Genomic DNA, 14,732 nt, shown 5'->3' on the forward strand with positions numbered 1-14,732 from the left:
GCAAGACGGTGGCGTGCGTGAGATAGCGGTGCTGGAGCGCCGGGACGAGGGCCTTCTTCAGATCCCGGTGGTCGGATCGATACGTACGGCGGGATCGCTTTCGACGACACCGCGTGTGGCTTCCCAGTACGGTTCGCGATGATAGAACTGGTGCACTGACGCGCCCCACGCGCGATCGGCCATCGCCGGCCAATGGTCCTTGTCGAAGCCCGGCGAGCTTTTCACCTGCTCGGCCGTGGCGTCCAGGCGGAAGCACTTGCGGTCCGTGTCGAGCGTCAGCGCGCGCCACGGAATTGCGTGCAAGGTGCCGCCGATGCCGAGAATCGCGCCCTCCGTCAGCACCGCATACGCGATGCGGCCGCTGCGCACGTCGAGCATGATGTCGGAAATCTTGCCGAGGTCCTGGCCATCGGAAGACATTACCTTGTTGCCGTCGAGCGTGGCGGCGGCCATAACCTCGGGTCCGGGACCATCGCCAACGCCACCGCCGGCGATACGTGCGCCGGCGGCCGGCTGTGCGGGAGTCGAGGGGGCGTTCGGGTCGAGAGGATCGGGCAGGTCCATGTCGAAACTCCTGATTTCCACGGAATATCTGCATTCCGCAAGGCGCGTACCTGATGCAAGATTCGACGGCTAGAATAAAACCATGCCGTGTCGAGACGGCTGCGCTGCGCCCGCAGAGGGGGAGCGATCATGCGTTGTGGAATCGTTGGTCTATGCACTGGCGTGGCGGGCGTATTTGCGCTGTGTGGCTGCGTCTATTACGGTCCGTATTCGTACTATCCGGGAGCGGGTGGTTACTACGCCTGCACCAGCGGGGCGGCCACCGCCACCGCGGAATCAGCGACCGGCAACGCGCCTACGCCGGCAAGCGGAACGGCCGGCGCGAATCCGGCGCCAAACGATTTGCCGTTGTCGGGACAGGATTGCACCTATGTCGCGGTTTCTGCGCCTGCTTATTACGGCTATCCCGGGTATTACGGTTATCCGGGCTATTACGGGTATCCCTACGGCTACCCATACGGTTATCCATGGGCTGGCTACTACGGATGGTGGGGACCGTCAGTGGTGATCGGAGGCTACTGGGGCGGTGGCTATCATCATGGCGGCTACTACGGCCACTGGCACGGAGGACATGGCGGGCACTGGCATTGAGCAGCCGGCACACCACCCACTACGAAAACGCCCCGGGATAAAGGTCCTCGCTCATATCGAGATTGCCGGTCTGCGCATAGATCAGCGGCTTTCCGCCCGCGCCGGCTAGCGCGCCATCGACGACACGCCCGATCACCACCCGATGATCTCCCGCCGCGATGTCATCGACCACCCGGCACTCAAAATGCGCGAGCGCATCGACCAATAGCGGCGCGCCGGTCACGCCGGTACGCCAGCGAGTCGTCGCGAGCTTGTCGACGGCGCGGCCCGACTGCGTGCCGAAGTGCTCGGCGAGCTTCTGTTGATCCGCGCGCAGCACGCTGATCGCAAACACCGCGCCGCTGCGCAGCAGTTCGTACGACTGATGCTCGGGACTGATGCCGAGCGCGACGAGCAATGGTGCAAACGAAACCTGCATCACCGCGCTTGCGGTGAACGCATTGCGGCGCTCGCCGTCCGCTACGCCGATCACATATACGCCTGAGGTCAGATGCCGGAAAAGCTGCGCGATCCTGTTGCTCATAGGGGATGAACCATTCCAATGTGTTGTCGTCGATCGCCGCTTTGCCGCTATTGCAGCAGAATTGTGCGGCAGCGCGCAGAATTTCCCGCTTTGGCTCGTATGCTTTGAAGCTATAAACGGAAGCCAAAATGACAACCAGATGGCTTCCCGAGGCCCTTCGCATTCAGCAGTCACATGCGGAGTGTGGCACTCATCGTCGGGGGACATCATGAGAAATCAAGCGAAGAGCAGCGTCGCGATTCCATCATATTTCAAACGTACCACGTCATCGATGTTACCTCGATGTGTGCTGGCTCGTTGCCGTTCAGTCACCGTAACTTCGATTTCCTGGCGCTAGCCGCGCCGTTGCGAAATACAATATCGCGTCCACCGAATCAGCGTCCGGAGCAGAGCGCAAGCTTTAGCGAACAGGATGCGGTCGGCGAATGTGCGTGACCGCCTACGGAGTCAAATGATGAACCTGAAAAAAAAGCAAAAGGGTGCGGTGGCCGTCGAAACCGCGCTCGTACTTCCGCTTCTGTTGCTGATTGTGTTCGGAATCGTCGAGTTCGGCCTGGCTCTGTACGACCAAGCTGTCATCACCAACGCCGCCAGGGAGGGCGCGCGGGCGGGCATCGTGCTAACGAGTCCCAGACCCACGACCACGGACATTACGAGCGTCGTGACCGGCTATACGTCCTCGTACCTGATTTCGTTTGCGGCGAAAAACCCCGCGCCATCGGTCTCGGTGACCAACGCAGGCGGGTCGTTCGGCACCGCGTTGGCGGTCAAGGTCTCGTACACGTTCACGGGGTTGTTGCTCGGCCCCCTGATGAACCCGTTGACTGGGCCGATCACGTTGAGCTCCACGGCCACGATGAATAACGAATAAGAAGAACATCATGCGTAACGTCCATACCCTGCGTACTCAGCGCCGCGTCAAATCGATGAAGGAGCAGAAGGGCGCGGTGGCCATCATGGTCGCCTTGCTGCTGCTTTTGCTCCTCAGCTTCGCGGCGCTCGCGATCGACATTGGCAACCTGATGGTGGCCCGCACGCAGGCACAGACTGCCGCCGACGCCGCGGCGCTTGCAGGGGCACAGTGCCTCTATACCCAAGCCAGCAACGCTAGCTGCAACAACGCGAGCGCCGCCAATCCGGATTGGAACGACTCGCAGACCGTGGCTGTTTCGTTCGGGCCGAAGAACAACGTGCAGGGGGCGGCCGTGCAGTTGCATACGTCGGATGTCACCACGGGCTATGTGAATGTGACCAATGTTGCGGCTGGTGTCTCCCAGGCCACCGTGCCGGTAGCAAGTGGAAAGATCGTGCCTGCGGTCCAGGTGACGGTGCACAAGGATGGGACCGACTCCAACGGGAGCGTCCCGATGTATCTGGCGCAAGTGCTGAACATCGCGTCGCTGAAGACGAGTGCGACGGCGACTGCGGTCGTGGCTAGTCCGGGAACCGCTGAAGTTGGGGCACTGTTCCCGGTCGTGATGTCGCAATGCCTGTACAACTCCTACTGGAATTCGGCGACCAACTCCCCCAAGCTTGCTACCAGTACAACCGACCCCCAAGCAGCTCCGAGCACCACCTCGCCTATTGCGCAGACGATCGGCCAACCGTACATCTTCGGGATCAGAGCGTCGTACCAGGCCGCCAATTGCAACGCAGGACAATGGACGTCCCTCTCTTCTGCTAACAGCCAGCTTGGTTCCGACGCCATAGTCGGGTTGATGACGAGCGGAAACGCGAGTCCGATGTCTATCGGCCAACCGATCTATCTCGAAACGGGCCTGAATAGCCATGCGTTCCACAATGTTGCTGCGTGTAGTCAGATCCCGGCGGGTTCGGCGGGTAGTTGTGCCTGGGTGACGGTAGCCGTGGTCAGTGACGTCACGGGGGGACAAGGGACTACCCCGCCGATCGTCGCATTCGGGTGCCTGCACATCCTGAACGAGACAGGCAGCGGCACCAACGCACTGATCACCGTCCAGATGGGCAACGATCCGAACTACTGCAAAAACAGCCAGATGGACGGCATCGGCCCCAACTATGGGACGATCATGATGCCCCGGTTGGTTCAGTAACCTTGCCATCGAGGCGCGCTTCACGGCATGGCAATTCTGCGGCGTAGCAGAAGCCCGCCTCAACGCTATTTGATCAGGATGCCAACACTCAGTCAGCGCGACTCAACCTATAGTCGCTGACTCGACAATGCCGTGCGCAGTGTCCCTGGCCACGCACTCATATCGACGCTCGAAGCCGCGCCAACAGCCACTTCTTGAAAATCTTGAGTTTCGGGTTGAGGTCCTCCCCCTTACGGTAAAGGAGGTGGTACCCGTGGTGGATGGTGCATGTGTGCGGGATGGCCTGCACCAACCGGCCGTCCCGGAAGTCCTGCCGAAACAGGAACAAGGGCACCAAGCCGAAGCCGAGGCCTGACATGGCGGCTTCGCGCATCATCAGCATCTGCAGAAAGCGCGGGGATTTGCCGAGGCTGGGCATCTGAAGCCCGTGCTGTTCGAAAAACTTCTGCCAAGGTTCTTCGCGCGTGCCGGCAATACTCAGCAACGGGGCCGAGAGCAAGTCAGCGGGTTCATGCACATCGACCTGCTGCTTCATGCGCGGCGAGCAAACCACACCCGCCTCGGTCGTGTCGAGCAGGCAGATCGAATCGTAACCGGGCCACGGGGGTGAGCCATAACGGATGCGGGCATGGACGGGCGCGTCGTAATCAAGTTCCTTGAGTTCCTCGGCCAGCACGTCCACCTGGATATCGGGGAATTTGGCGCGGAACTCGCTGATGTTTTGGACCAGCCAGAGGGTGAAGCCAACGTTGACGGAAAGGATCAGCGTCGACTGGTCTGCGCTTTCCTTCAGCCGGCTGCCCGCCTCGGCGATCTGGTTCAGGCCCACCGTAATCTGTTCGTGATAGGCCCTGCCGACGGGTGTCAGTGAAATCCAGCGGCCATTGCGTTCGAACAGGCGAACCTCGAGTTGTTCCTCGAGCGTCTGGATCATGCGGCTGATCGCGCCCTGGGTCACGTGGAGTTCGGCGGCCGCCGCGGTAAAGCTTTGCAGGCGGGCAGCGACCTCGAAATATCTGACGGCTGTCAGAGAGGGAAGGCGCTTCATTTCATACGTTCTTGCATGAGTTGAACTCATTCTAACGTACAAGGAATCGTTTTAGATCGGGTACTTACCCCACCTACACTGTGCTCACTCGAACTACATCGATAGAGACGACATGAACGCAGTGATTGAAACCCAACCCTTCACGGCCACCGGGGGCGAAGCGTACCGCCAGCGCGCGCTGAAAGCGGGCGAGGCATTCCTGAAGGCTGTCGACGCGATCCTGCCGGTGCTGCGCGCAGGCCGCGAGCAGTCCGAGCGCGAGTGTCGCGTTCCCGATGCCAGCGTCGAGGCCATGCTCGATGCCGGCGTGTTCCGCAGCCTCACGCCGCTGCAATACGGCGGCCTGGAACTCTCTCCGGCGGACTTCTACGACGGCCTGATGCGCATTGCCCAATGCGACAGTTCCGCGGCGTGGATCGCCGGCCAGATCGTCTGCCACAACCTGGAAATCGCGGCGATGGACCCGCAGATGCACGAGGATTTCTGGGGCGTCTACGGTCCGGACGCCCGTGCCTCGAGCTCTTACGCGCCGCTCGGCAAGACCGAACCGACCGAGGGCGGCTATATCCTCGATGGCAGATGGACCTTCTCCAGTGGCGTCGATTTTGCGCACTATGTCGTGCTCGGCGGTGGTGAGCGCAATTTCCTGGTGCCGATCAAGGACCTGGTCATCGACCACGACAGCTGGGACGTGCAGGGCCTGCGCGGCACTGGCAGCAAGGCGGTCACGGCGAACAAGGTGTTCGTGCCGAATCACCGCATCCACGTGATGGTCGATGTCGTCAACGACATCAACCCTGGCTACGAGGCGATCCAGACACCGCTGTATCGCGGCGTGTCGTGGATGACGGTGTTCTACGCGACGGCTGCCAATACCGTGATCGGCACGGCGCTGGAAGGCGTGAACCTGTTTCTTGAACAGTCCCGCAATCGTTATACGAAGATGGGCACCGGGGCACGCCTGGCCGAAAACCCCATCCTCCATCTGAAGCTCGCGGACGCGTTGACCCGCCTCAACGACATTCGCACGCGGACCCTGAACAACTGGCGGCATATTTTCGATCAAGCCTGCAAGGGCGAACCGATTTCGCATCTGGAGCGTCTGCGCGTGCGCTTCGAATCGGCCGATTCGTTCGCCGCCTGCTTCGATGTCCTGCATGACATCTGGCCGATGGTCGGCGCAGTGGCTTCGCAGAGCTCCAATCCGATGCAGCTGATCTTCCGCAACCTGATGGCGGCGCGCACGCACGGCACCGGCGGCAAGGAGCTCGCGGCGAGCGCTTATTCGCGGGCGCTTCTGGGTCTGCCGGCGCCCGAATTCAAGGTCAACGACTTCGCCGCTGCCGCCTATTGGCGCTAATCCCGCAGACATCACGGAGCGAAAACGCAATGATGATTCAACAGCAATTCGTCGCGGACAAGCGGCGGTGGGCCCTGCTCGAGCGTGGCCGCCCGCTCGATGACAGCCGCTCATTCCGACGCTGCCTTGGTCAGTATCCGACTGGGGTGACGGTGATCACGGCCAGTCATGACGGCGGTCCGGTCGGCATGACGGTGAATTCCTTCGCCTCTGTCTCGCTGGACCCGCCATTGATCCTGTGGTCGATCCGGCGCGAGTCGAGAAATGTCGAGGCTTTCAGGAGCGCAGAGCATTTCGTGGTGAACATGCTCGCGCATGACCAGGTCCAGGTGTCGCAGTGGTTCTGCACGAGTCATCCGGAGAAGTTCGAGCTGGTGTCGTGGGTGGCGGGGCTCGGCGGTGCGCCGTTGATCTACGGTGCGGTTGCGCAGCTGGAATGCCAGCGCGTTTCCGTTCAGGAAGCCGGCGATCACCTGATCCTGATCGGCGAGGTCAAGCAATACGCGCATTTCGACGGCAAGCCCCTGACGTTCAGCAATGGCGAATACGCGATGACGCAAGGACTGCCGCGCGAGCATCACGGCGCACCCAATTGACAGGGGATTCAAATTGCAAATCCAGGAAATCGGCTATCTGGGCATCGACGCCACCAACATGGACGAGTGGCGTGCGTTCGCAACGGACTACATCGGATTCGAAGTCCGTTCGCTGGCTCAGGAGTGTCTCGGCCTGCGCATGGATGACTATGCCTGGCGTCTGTTCGTGCGTCCGGCGCAGCGCAATGGCGTCGGGTTTATCGGCATGAAGGTCGACAGCCTGGAAGCCTTGGAGGCGGTGCATGAGGAAATGACCGCGGCGGGTATTCCAGTGCACGAAAGCAACGCTGCAGAGCGGTGCGAACGCAGCGTGCAGCGCATGTTGTGGGCATCAGACCCAGACGGCAATCGTGTCGAATTTTTCGTTGGACGTAGTACCGACGCGAACCCCTTCAAGCCGGGCCGCCCGATCGGAGGCTTCCGTACCGGTTCGCTGGGGTTCGGCCACGTTGTCATCGGCACTCCGCTTCTGGAGGAGATGGAATATTTCTACATGAAGGTGCTCGGCTTCGGCCTGACCGACTATATGGAAGGGGACATCAAGGTGCGCTTTATCCATGCCAATGAGCGGCATCACTCGCTGGCGCTGGTCAAAACCCCTGCCAGATTCCTGCATCACGTGATGGTCGAATACAAGTTCATGGACGATGTCGGCCGCCTATACGACAAGGCGTTGACCATACCGGGCATGATCCAGACGAGTCTCGGCCGACACGGGAATGACCACATGCTGTCTTTCTATTCGAAGACGCCCGGTGGATTTCTCATCGAAACGGGGTGGGGTGGCCGGCTGATCGATCGTGAAAGCTGGAAGCCAGAGGAGCTCTGGTGCATGAGCCTGTGGGGGCACGAGCGTAGCTGGGAGACGCCTGAAAACCGGCTCAAGCAGCGCGAGCAAAACGCGCTGGCCGCCAGCAGGGGAGCGCTGGCACCGGTTGAAATCAACGGCGAAGGCGGATTCGTGAGTCGCGATGCCGCGATCTGATGGCGTGCAGTGAGTGTGCCCGCCGGCCGGTTTTTTCTGGCGAATACGAACCGAACCGCTTCCAACGGAATTGCGATGCCCCACCTGACTCGACGCCGGCCGGATCGGCGGCTGATCCTGTTGCTTGGCGCGCTTGCCGCCTGCGGTCCGCTCGGGACCGATATCTATCTGCCGAGCCTGCCGGCGATTGCCGCATCGTTCGGCGTCCCGGCCGCCGCTGCGGCGGCAACGCTGACGGCTTTTATCGCCGGGTTCTCGATCGGCATGGTGCTGTACGGTCCGATCTCCGACGCGTACGGGCGGCGTCCGGTGCTGCTCGCCGGTCTCGGCCTGTTCGTTGTCGCCAGCGTTGCATGCTGGCTCTCGGCCTCCATTAACCAGCTCATAGTGATGCGCTTTTTGCAAGCGCTCGGGGCAGGCGCTGCCTCGGTGCTTGCGCGGACCATCGCGCGTGATGCGCACGAGACCGACGAAGCGTCGAAAGTGCTGTCGATGGTCGCGCTGGTCACCTCGGTCGGACCGCTGCTCGCGCCGTTGATCGGGGGGCAACTGTTGCTGCTCGGCGACTGGCGCACGGTATTCGTCGCACTGACGCTGTTCGGCGCGTTCTGTTCAGTGGCCGCGTGGCTGCGTGTGCCGGAAACGTGGCCGCGGGAGAAGCGCGCTAACCACGCCGTGTTGCAGTCGTTCGCCGCATACGGGCGGCTGCTGCGCGATCCGGCCGTCTGGGGGCATCTGCTGTGCGGCGGGATGGTGTTTGCCGCGATGTTCACCTACATCACGGAGACGCCGTTCGTCTATATCCAGTATTTCCATATCTCGCCGCAGCACTATGGCCTGTTCTTCGCACTGAATGTGCTCGGCATCATGGCCGGCAACTTTCTGAACACGCGCTATGTCGGCCGGTTCGGCGTGTTGCGGATGATTTCCGCCGCATCGACGCTCTCGTCTGGCGCAGCACTGTTCGTCGCGTTTGCATGCTTGACCGGGTGGGGCGGGCTGTGGTCGATGGTGGCCGGACTGTGCTGTGTCATCGGCGTGGTGGGACTGCTTTCCGCCAATTGCGCGACCGATCTGATGTCGCGCTATCCAGACAATGCCGGCGCGGCAGCGGCGCTGTTCGGTGCGACCCAGCTCGCCTTCGGCGCGCTGGCGAGCTTCGTCGTCGGACTGTTTCCGGGGACCTCGCCGGCCGGCATGGGCTGGACCATCGGCGTGTGCGGCGTGCTCGGCTACGTCGGCAGGGTTTTGGTCGTGCGGGGACATGGACGAGAGGCCCTGGCGCTGTCGACGTGAATGTAATGAAGGCGCCTGGATGATCTGAAGTCATTCAAGCCGCGAAAATGTTGCTTTGTCGTAGAGTTTCGGGCCCGTAACCTTGGCTCATGGAGTGCCACGGACGACGGCCCGTCAATCAAATACTAGAACGACCCATCTAACAGGAGACTCAGCATGTCACAGGCACTCAAGGCCAGATTCAAACACGTCGGCATCCATGTCATCGATGTCGACAGGATGGTGGAGTTTTACCAGCGATGGTTTGGCCTGCTGAAGACGGACGAGGGTAGCGGGCCTGTCGGCAAGGGCGTATTCCTGAGCTCGGACCCCACCGAGCATCATCAGATCGTGTTCGTGGCCGGGCGTGAACCCGGCAGCAAATCCATCATTAATCAGCTGTCGTTCATGGTCGATGGGCTGCCCGAGCTGAAAGCTTATTACAAGCGGGCGCAGGACGAAGATCGCAAGGTTACCCAGGTCAAGAGTCACGGCAACTCGCTGAGCATCTACGTGCTCGATCCAGAAGGCAATCAGATGGAAATCTATTGCGACACGCCCTGGTATGTCAGCCAGCCGGTCAGCCTGCCGCTGGACCTGACCCAGTCCGATGAGGAAATCCTGGCCGGGGTGGAGCGCGCGGTGCGCGCCAATCCGACCTTTATGATGCAGGACCAGTGGGTGAAGCAGGCGAGGCAGCTGATGGCCGGCTGATACAAGGCCGGCCTGATGGAGCAGGTCGGCATCCCCATAACTAGTTCTGCAAATTAAAAAATGGCGGCACGACCGCCAATCAGGAGACAGCAGCAATGAAGTATCGAATATTGGCGGCGACTTTTGCTGCGATGTTCGCAGGGGCCGCGCATGCGCAAAGCAGTGTCACGCTTTACGGCATCATCGACGACGGCCTCAGCTACATCAGCAACCAGGGCGGCCACAGCACCTTCAAGATGGACAGCGGCGTGGTCGCGTCGGACCGCTGGGGCTTGACGGGCAAGGAGGACCTGGGGGGCGGCCTGCGAGCCGTCTTCACGCTGGAAAACGGCTTCGACGTCAATTCGGGTGCTGCCGGGCAGGGTGGCGCGCTGTTCGGGCGGCGCGCATTCGTCGGCCTGTCGAGCGACCGGTTCGGTACGCTGGTCGCCGGTAACGACTACGACTTCATCTACGACTACGTGACGTTCTACACGAACACGGCACAGTTCGGCGGCGTGTACTCGTTCCATCTCGGCTACGACATCGACCGGCTGGCGGGCGAGCAGGTGCACAACATGGTGCGCTACGAGACCCCGAACATCGCCGGTTTCGGCGCCGGCGCAATGTATGGTTTCAGCAATACGGCAGGCGCGTTCGGCGGTTCCCCAACGGCGCCCCGGACGATCAGCGTGGGCCTCAAGTACAGCCCGACCGGCAGCTTCAATGCGCCCTATTCGTTCGGCGCGGCATTCACGAAAGTCGACGGCGGCTATAGCGTGCCGGGAGCGGGCACGATCGCCCAATATGCGCTGGGTGCGAAATCGATCTACACCGCGGCACTCGGCGGACTCGTGAAACTCGGCAATTTCGCCATCAACGGCGTGTACACCTATACCAACGCGTCTGACACTCCGCTCGGCACGGTGACCGTGAACGCCTATGAAGGCGGACTGAGCTGGCATCCGGCGCCGGATTTCCTGGTAGGCGCGGGCCTCGCCTATGTCGATCAGCGCAAGCTCGGCAAGTACAACATCGGGACTCTCGGTGTCGACTATCGGCTGTCGAAACGCACCGACCTGTTCACGGTCGGCACCTGGCAGCACGCGTTTGCGGGCGCGAAAGTGGCAGGAAATTTCTACGCGGTGACGCCGTATTCGCAGTCACCGACGATGCCCAACGGGGTGGGTGCATCGTCGACGCGGACGCAAACGATCGTGCAACTCGGCATTCGCCACGTGTTTTAAGAAGGAGAGAAGATTATGAGCAGCAGTTCTCTTGGCACGAAGATGATGCCCTCGCTCGAAGCAACGTCGAAGATGACCCGATCCGCGGGCCTGTGGATCGTTTGTGGTGCCGCCATCGGCCTGATGTTCGGCTTCGGGCCTCTGTTTTTCAGCGTCGCGGGCGTGTTCCTGAAGCCCATGGCGGCGACCTTTGGCTGGGGCCGCTCCGACGTGGCGGTGCTGCCGATGTTCTCGCTGATCGGGACGACGCTAGGAGCGCCGGCAGTCGGCTTTCTTGCCGATCGGCTGGGCTGGAGCAAGGTCGTCGCGGGTTCGATCGCGCTTCTCGCGGTTTCGCTGGTTGCGCTTGCAGTTGCGCCGGCTAATCACGCCTATTTCGCCGCGGTCGGTTTCCTGATCGGCTTTCTCGGCTCGGGGACCACGCCCGCAGGCTACCTGGGCGTACTGCCGCGCGTCTTCGACAAGCGCCTCGGCATGGCGCTCGGGTTCGCGATGATCGGTACCGGTGTGGGTGGCTTCTTCGCACCCATCGCCGCCAACCGGCTGGGCGCGATGATGGACTGGCGCCATTGGTTTGGCGCGAGCGCGCTGGTCGTGCTGCTGCTCGGCTTCGTGGCGCATCGGCTGATGTTCCGCAATCTGCCGGAACAGAAGTACTTTGCCGCGGATGCAAGGGCGGCGGCATCGGTCGACCCGGGGCTTACGCTCGGCGAAGCGGTGCGCGGCTATCGCTTCTGGCTGCTCGCGATCGTCATGTTCCTGATTTCGAGCGCGATTCTTGGTGGCTTCGTGCATCTTGCTCCGTTCGTTAGCGACCGGGGGCTTGGACACGATGTCGGTGTACAGGCGGCGGGCTTCGTCGGTGCGGGTCTCGCGATTGCGCGGGTAGGGCTTGGCGCAGTGCTCGACCGCGTGTTTGCTCCATTCGTGGCCTGTGCCGCCTTCTTTGTCGGCGCGGTGGGTTTTGCGATCTTTCTCACTGGCGCCGCGCACGTGCCGGCGCTGATCATTCTGGCGGCGTTGCTGCTCGGCATTTCGACGGGCTCGGAAGGGGATCTGATTCCGTTCCTCGCGCGCAAGTATTTCGGCAATCGCTCGTTCGGCTCGATTTACGGCTGCCTGTTCGGCGCGGCGACGCTGGGCGGCGCGGCCGGCCCGTTCCTGTACGGCCTTGCATTCGACCGCCTGGGCTCATATGCGCTGGTGCACGAAGTCTCGCTGGTTGCGTGCGTCGTCGGCGCTGCCGCGATTCTGCTGCTTGGGCGCTACCCGGCAATGAAGGCCGCCGGCGAATAACGATTGGGATCACACTTCAATGATGCTGACCAGAGACAACACTTCGAAATTCGTGCAGGCGGGCGCCGTCAAGGTGCACTATCACGAGGCCGGTACAGGGCCCGTCCTGCTGTGCATTCATGGCGGTGCGCCAGGTGCTTTCGGCTGGGGGAACTTCGGCCGCAACCTGGAGGCGCTGTCGCGCCATTTCCGCACGCTCATCGTCGACCTGCCGGGCTACGGCAAATCCGACAAGCCGCGGATCGAGGGGCCGCGCACCAGTTTCTATGCGCGCACCTTCCGCGACATGCTCGAGGCGCTGGGCATCGCCAACGCGCATGTAATGGGTCTCGCGACCGGCGGTTCGGTAGCCTTGAAAATGGCGATCGACTATCCGGAGCTGATCGATCGCCTGGTGGTGATCAGTGCGCCCGGCGGGCTATCGCTTTTCCAGCCCATGCCGCCCAGGCCGGATACGCACAATTACTACGCCGGCGAAGGTCCGAGCATGGAGCGCATGCGTGCCAATCTCGAGCGGCTCGTCTACGACCCGACGATCCTCACCGACGAGGTGATCCGCGAACGCTACGAGGCGAGTATCGAGCCCGAGTTCATGAATCAGGCGCCGGAAGGTCACGGCGGCAAGCCGGGGCAGACACTGGAGCCGTTGTGGCAGGACCTGCACAAGATTCAGGCCGAGACGCTCGTCATCTGGGGACGTAATAACCAGACGATCAACTACGACAATGCCCTGTTCATGTTGACCCGCATTCCCCGGGCGCGCGTCCATATCCATGGCAACTGTGGACTGTGGGTACCCTACGAGAAGATGGAAGAGTTCAACAGCAATGTCACCGGCTTCCTGTCGGTGGACCTGACGGCGAGGCCTGCACAATGAAGAAGCACACCAGCATCTGGCAACACCTGTTCAAGACGCCCCACCAACTGGCGTGGGTCGATGTCGCGGGTGTCGATACGCGCTATCTGGAAGCCGGTCCGGCCGATGCGCCGGTGGTGATTCTGCTGCATGGCACGGCGGGCAGTCTGGAGAATTTCGGCGCGAACTATGCGGCGTATGCCGGCCATTTCCGGGTCATCGGTCTGGACATGCTGGGCTGCGGCTGGACCGACAAGCCCGATTACGACTACCTGATCGAGGACTACGTCGAGCACGTGCGCGGCTTCATGGACGCCATGGGTATCGCGAGAGCCGCGGTTGTCGGCGTGTCTCTGGGCGCCTGGGTGGGCGCGGCACTGGCATTGGCCCATCCGGCTCGTGTCGACAAGCTGGTGCTGGTGGCCCCCGCGGGCATCATCGTCGATCCGGAAGAGGAGCGACGCTTTGCCGAAGGTGTGCGCAAGAGCCGGTCTTCCGCCGCGGCCGAACCTGGCTGGGAAACTGTTTCCGCTGCCTTGAAAGCGCTGCTTCTGGACCCCGAGGCACTGTCCGACGAACTGGTTGGCGTGCGCCTCGAGATTTACCGCGACCCGCGCATGAAGGCAGCCATGCCCCGTCTTCTGGCGTTCTCACTGGGCGGCCAGGCCCTCAGCGAGGAAGAGTGGCGCAGCCTGACCCTGCCTGTGCAGGTGATCGCTGCCGTTGATGCGCCCAATATGTTTCTCAGCAACGCCCATGCGATCGCCAGGACCGTACCGAACGCGCAGCTCGTGGAAATCAAGGGCTGTGACCACTGGGCACAGTATGAACAGCCCGAGAGATTCAATCAGGAGAGCATTGCATTTCTGCAAGAAGCCTGATCATGCAGACGCCGAGGGCTAACCCGGCGTCATGGAGCAGGCCTGGCGCTGATGGTGTTCAACACCGGCGCCAGTGTCACTCACGCTCTTTGATCTTGCATCAGTTGACTGCGCGCTTAGCGTCGGAATCCCACAAAAGCGATACACGCGTCACGCAGTTCACCATCCCCCCTTCGAAGCTGATTTCGCCATCCGGGTCCAGCGAGAAGTCGGGAATGCGCTTAAACCACTCCTCGAGGAACACGCGAATCTCGCTGCGCGCAAGGAGCGCACCGGCGCAGCGATGAGGACCGTTGCCGAAGGCCGCATGTTGCGAAGCATTGGCACGTGCGAAGTCTGCATGCATCGGGCACTTGAACTTGCGCTCATCCATGCCGTGCAGCAGCGGACGGACGTACACCCGATCGCCCGCTTTGAAACGCAGGCCCTTGTATTCGAAGTCGCGCGTCATCACCCGGCCTGTGCTCGAAGGCGCGAACATGCGCAGCAATTCCTCCACCGCGTTGCCCGCCAGCTCCGGGTGCTCCGCCAGCTGACGACGATGCGCGGGATTACGAGCGAGATAGAGCACCGCAAAGCCCATGGTGGACGCGACAGTGTCGAGCCCGCCAAAGATGACGTTGACCATCATGCCGCGGATCTCTTGCTCCGTGAGGGGCCGGTCGAACACGGTTCCATTCACTATTGCGCTGATCAGGTCCGTACCCGGCTCTTTCTGGCGCTCACGAATGATGCTCTCCAGGTA

The 14,732-nt window shown here is 61.9% G+C and carries 16 protein-coding genes; 12 read left to right on the forward strand and 4 right to left on the reverse strand.

Annotated features, from left to right (window positions below):
• Positions 1-57: 57 nt before the first annotated feature.
• The gene (locus AB3X86_RS24465; RefSeq protein ID WP_368598008.1) at positions 58-564 is read right to left on the reverse strand and encodes a PRC-barrel domain-containing protein; all 507 of its coding nucleotides are present in this window, start codon (positions 562-564) and stop codon (positions 58-60) included.
• 129 nt (positions 565-693) lie between these two features.
• On the opposite strand from AB3X86_RS24465, the gene AB3X86_RS24470 reads away from it, so the two are divergent.
• Positions 694-1,155 carry a hypothetical protein gene (locus AB3X86_RS24470; protein WP_368598009.1) on the forward strand — a complete coding sequence of 154 codons (462 nt, stop codon included), beginning with the start codon at positions 694-696 and terminating at the stop codon, positions 1,153-1,155.
• Positions 1,156-1,174: 19 nt separating this feature from the next.
• Here AB3X86_RS24470 and AB3X86_RS24475 read toward each other — a convergent pair whose 3' ends face one another.
• The gene (locus AB3X86_RS24475) at positions 1,175-1,678 is read right to left on the reverse strand and encodes a flavin reductase family protein (RefSeq protein WP_368598010.1); all 504 of its coding nucleotides are present in this window, start codon (positions 1,676-1,678) and stop codon (positions 1,175-1,177) included.
• Between the two features lie 451 nt (positions 1,679-2,129).
• Between AB3X86_RS24475 and AB3X86_RS24480 the strand changes: the two genes are divergently transcribed.
• Both AB3X86_RS24480 and AB3X86_RS24485 read left to right on the forward strand, forming a co-directional pair.
• Positions 2,130-2,549, forward strand: coding sequence for a TadE/TadG family type IV pilus assembly protein (locus tag AB3X86_RS24480; protein ID WP_368598011.1), 420 nt, complete (start codon positions 2,130-2,132; stop codon positions 2,547-2,549).
• Between the two features lie 10 nt (positions 2,550-2,559).
• Entirely contained in the window at positions 2,560-3,750 is a 1,191-nt protein-coding gene (locus AB3X86_RS24485) for a pilus assembly protein TadG-related protein (RefSeq protein ID WP_368598012.1), read from the forward strand.
• Between the two features lie 157 nt (positions 3,751-3,907).
• On the opposite strand, the gene AB3X86_RS24490 is transcribed toward AB3X86_RS24485, so the two are convergent.
• Complete coding sequence (locus AB3X86_RS24490) at positions 3,908-4,798, reverse strand: LysR substrate-binding domain-containing protein (protein ID WP_368598013.1); 891 nt, start codon at positions 4,796-4,798, stop codon at positions 3,908-3,910.
• Between the two features lie 112 nt (positions 4,799-4,910).
• On the opposite strand from AB3X86_RS24490, the gene AB3X86_RS24495 reads away from it, so the two are divergent.
• The 9 genes from AB3X86_RS24495 (at position 4,911) to AB3X86_RS24535 (ending at position 13,987) form a co-directional block, all read left to right on the forward strand.
• Positions 4,911-6,158: an acyl-CoA dehydrogenase gene (locus tag AB3X86_RS24495; protein WP_368598014.1), complete on the forward strand. Its 1,248-nt coding sequence runs from the start codon at positions 4,911-4,913 to the stop codon at positions 6,156-6,158.
• Between the two features lie 29 nt (positions 6,159-6,187).
• On the forward strand, positions 6,188-6,754 hold the full coding sequence (locus AB3X86_RS24500) for a flavin reductase family protein (protein ID WP_368598015.1): 567 nt from the start codon (positions 6,188-6,190) through the stop codon (positions 6,752-6,754).
• 13 nt (positions 6,755-6,767) lie between these two features.
• Positions 6,768-7,739, forward strand: a complete 972-nt coding sequence (locus tag AB3X86_RS24505) for a VOC family protein (protein WP_368598016.1) — start codon at positions 6,768-6,770, stop codon at positions 7,737-7,739.
• A gap of 75 nt (positions 7,740-7,814) precedes the next feature.
• Complete coding sequence (locus AB3X86_RS24510) at positions 7,815-9,035, forward strand: Bcr/CflA family multidrug efflux MFS transporter (protein WP_368598017.1); 1,221 nt, start codon at positions 7,815-7,817, stop codon at positions 9,033-9,035.
• A 156-nt stretch (positions 9,036-9,191) separates the two neighbouring features.
• The gene (locus AB3X86_RS24515; protein WP_368598018.1) at positions 9,192-9,728 is read left to right on the forward strand and encodes a VOC family protein; all 537 of its coding nucleotides are present in this window, start codon (positions 9,192-9,194) and stop codon (positions 9,726-9,728) included.
• Between the two features lie 95 nt (positions 9,729-9,823).
• Positions 9,824-10,954, forward strand: a complete 1,131-nt coding sequence (locus AB3X86_RS24520) for a porin (protein ID WP_368598019.1) — start codon at positions 9,824-9,826, stop codon at positions 10,952-10,954.
• Positions 10,955-10,969: 15 nt separating this feature from the next.
• Positions 10,970-12,250, forward strand: coding sequence for an MFS transporter (locus tag AB3X86_RS24525; RefSeq protein WP_368598020.1), 1,281 nt, complete (start codon positions 10,970-10,972; stop codon positions 12,248-12,250).
• Between the two features lie 19 nt (positions 12,251-12,269).
• Complete coding sequence (locus AB3X86_RS24530; RefSeq protein ID WP_184227092.1) at positions 12,270-13,127, forward strand: alpha/beta fold hydrolase; 858 nt, start codon at positions 12,270-12,272, stop codon at positions 13,125-13,127.
• On the forward strand, positions 13,124-13,987 hold the full coding sequence (locus tag AB3X86_RS24535; protein WP_368598021.1) for an alpha/beta fold hydrolase: 864 nt from the start codon (positions 13,124-13,126) through the stop codon (positions 13,985-13,987). Before AB3X86_RS24530 ends, AB3X86_RS24535 begins: the two co-directional genes overlap by 4 nt.
• A 100-nt stretch (positions 13,988-14,087) precedes the next feature.
• Here the strand turns inward: AB3X86_RS24535 and AB3X86_RS24540 are convergent.
• On the reverse strand, positions 14,088-14,732 hold a 645-nt coding region (locus AB3X86_RS24540; RefSeq protein ID WP_368598022.1), incomplete at its 5' end, for a cytochrome P450.

Source organism: Paraburkholderia sp. BR14374 (genome assembly GCF_040948685.1).
Lineage (GTDB): Bacteria > Pseudomonadota > Gammaproteobacteria > Burkholderiales > Burkholderiaceae > Paraburkholderia > Paraburkholderia youngii.

Excerpts from the sequence above, each read along its gene's own strand:
- AB3X86_RS24530 (WP_184227092.1), top strand. The coding sequence starts at position 12,270 with ATGATGCTGACCAGAGACAACACTTCGAAATTCGTGCAGGCGGGCGCC.
- AB3X86_RS24490 (WP_368598013.1), bottom strand. The coding sequence starts at position 4,798 with ATGAAGCGCCTTCCCTCTCTGACAGCCGTCAGATATTTCGAGGTCGCT.
- AB3X86_RS24510 (WP_368598017.1), top strand. The coding sequence starts at position 7,815 with ATGCCCCACCTGACTCGACGCCGGCCGGATCGGCGGCTGATCCTGTTG.
- AB3X86_RS24535 (WP_368598021.1), top strand. The coding sequence starts at position 13,124 with ATGAAGAAGCACACCAGCATCTGGCAACACCTGTTCAAGACGCCCCAC.
- AB3X86_RS24465 (WP_368598008.1), bottom strand. The coding sequence starts at position 564 with ATGGACCTGCCCGATCCTCTCGACCCGAACGCCCCCTCGACTCCCGCA.
- AB3X86_RS24515 (WP_368598018.1), top strand. The coding sequence starts at position 9,192 with ATGTCACAGGCACTCAAGGCCAGATTCAAACACGTCGGCATCCATGTC.
- AB3X86_RS24480 (WP_368598011.1), top strand. The coding sequence starts at position 2,130 with ATGATGAACCTGAAAAAAAAGCAAAAGGGTGCGGTGGCCGTCGAAACC.
- AB3X86_RS24475 (WP_368598010.1), bottom strand. The coding sequence starts at position 1,678 with ATGAGCAACAGGATCGCGCAGCTTTTCCGGCATCTGACCTCAGGCGTA.
- AB3X86_RS24485 (WP_368598012.1), top strand. The coding sequence starts at position 2,560 with ATGCGTAACGTCCATACCCTGCGTACTCAGCGCCGCGTCAAATCGATG.
- AB3X86_RS24495 (WP_368598014.1), top strand. The coding sequence starts at position 4,911 with ATGAACGCAGTGATTGAAACCCAACCCTTCACGGCCACCGGGGGCGAA.
- AB3X86_RS24520 (WP_368598019.1), top strand. The coding sequence starts at position 9,824 with ATGAAGTATCGAATATTGGCGGCGACTTTTGCTGCGATGTTCGCAGGG.
- AB3X86_RS24500 (WP_368598015.1), top strand. The coding sequence starts at position 6,188 with ATGATGATTCAACAGCAATTCGTCGCGGACAAGCGGCGGTGGGCCCTG.
- AB3X86_RS24470 (WP_368598009.1), top strand. The coding sequence starts at position 694 with ATGCGTTGTGGAATCGTTGGTCTATGCACTGGCGTGGCGGGCGTATTT.
- AB3X86_RS24525 (WP_368598020.1), top strand. The coding sequence starts at position 10,970 with ATGAGCAGCAGTTCTCTTGGCACGAAGATGATGCCCTCGCTCGAAGCA.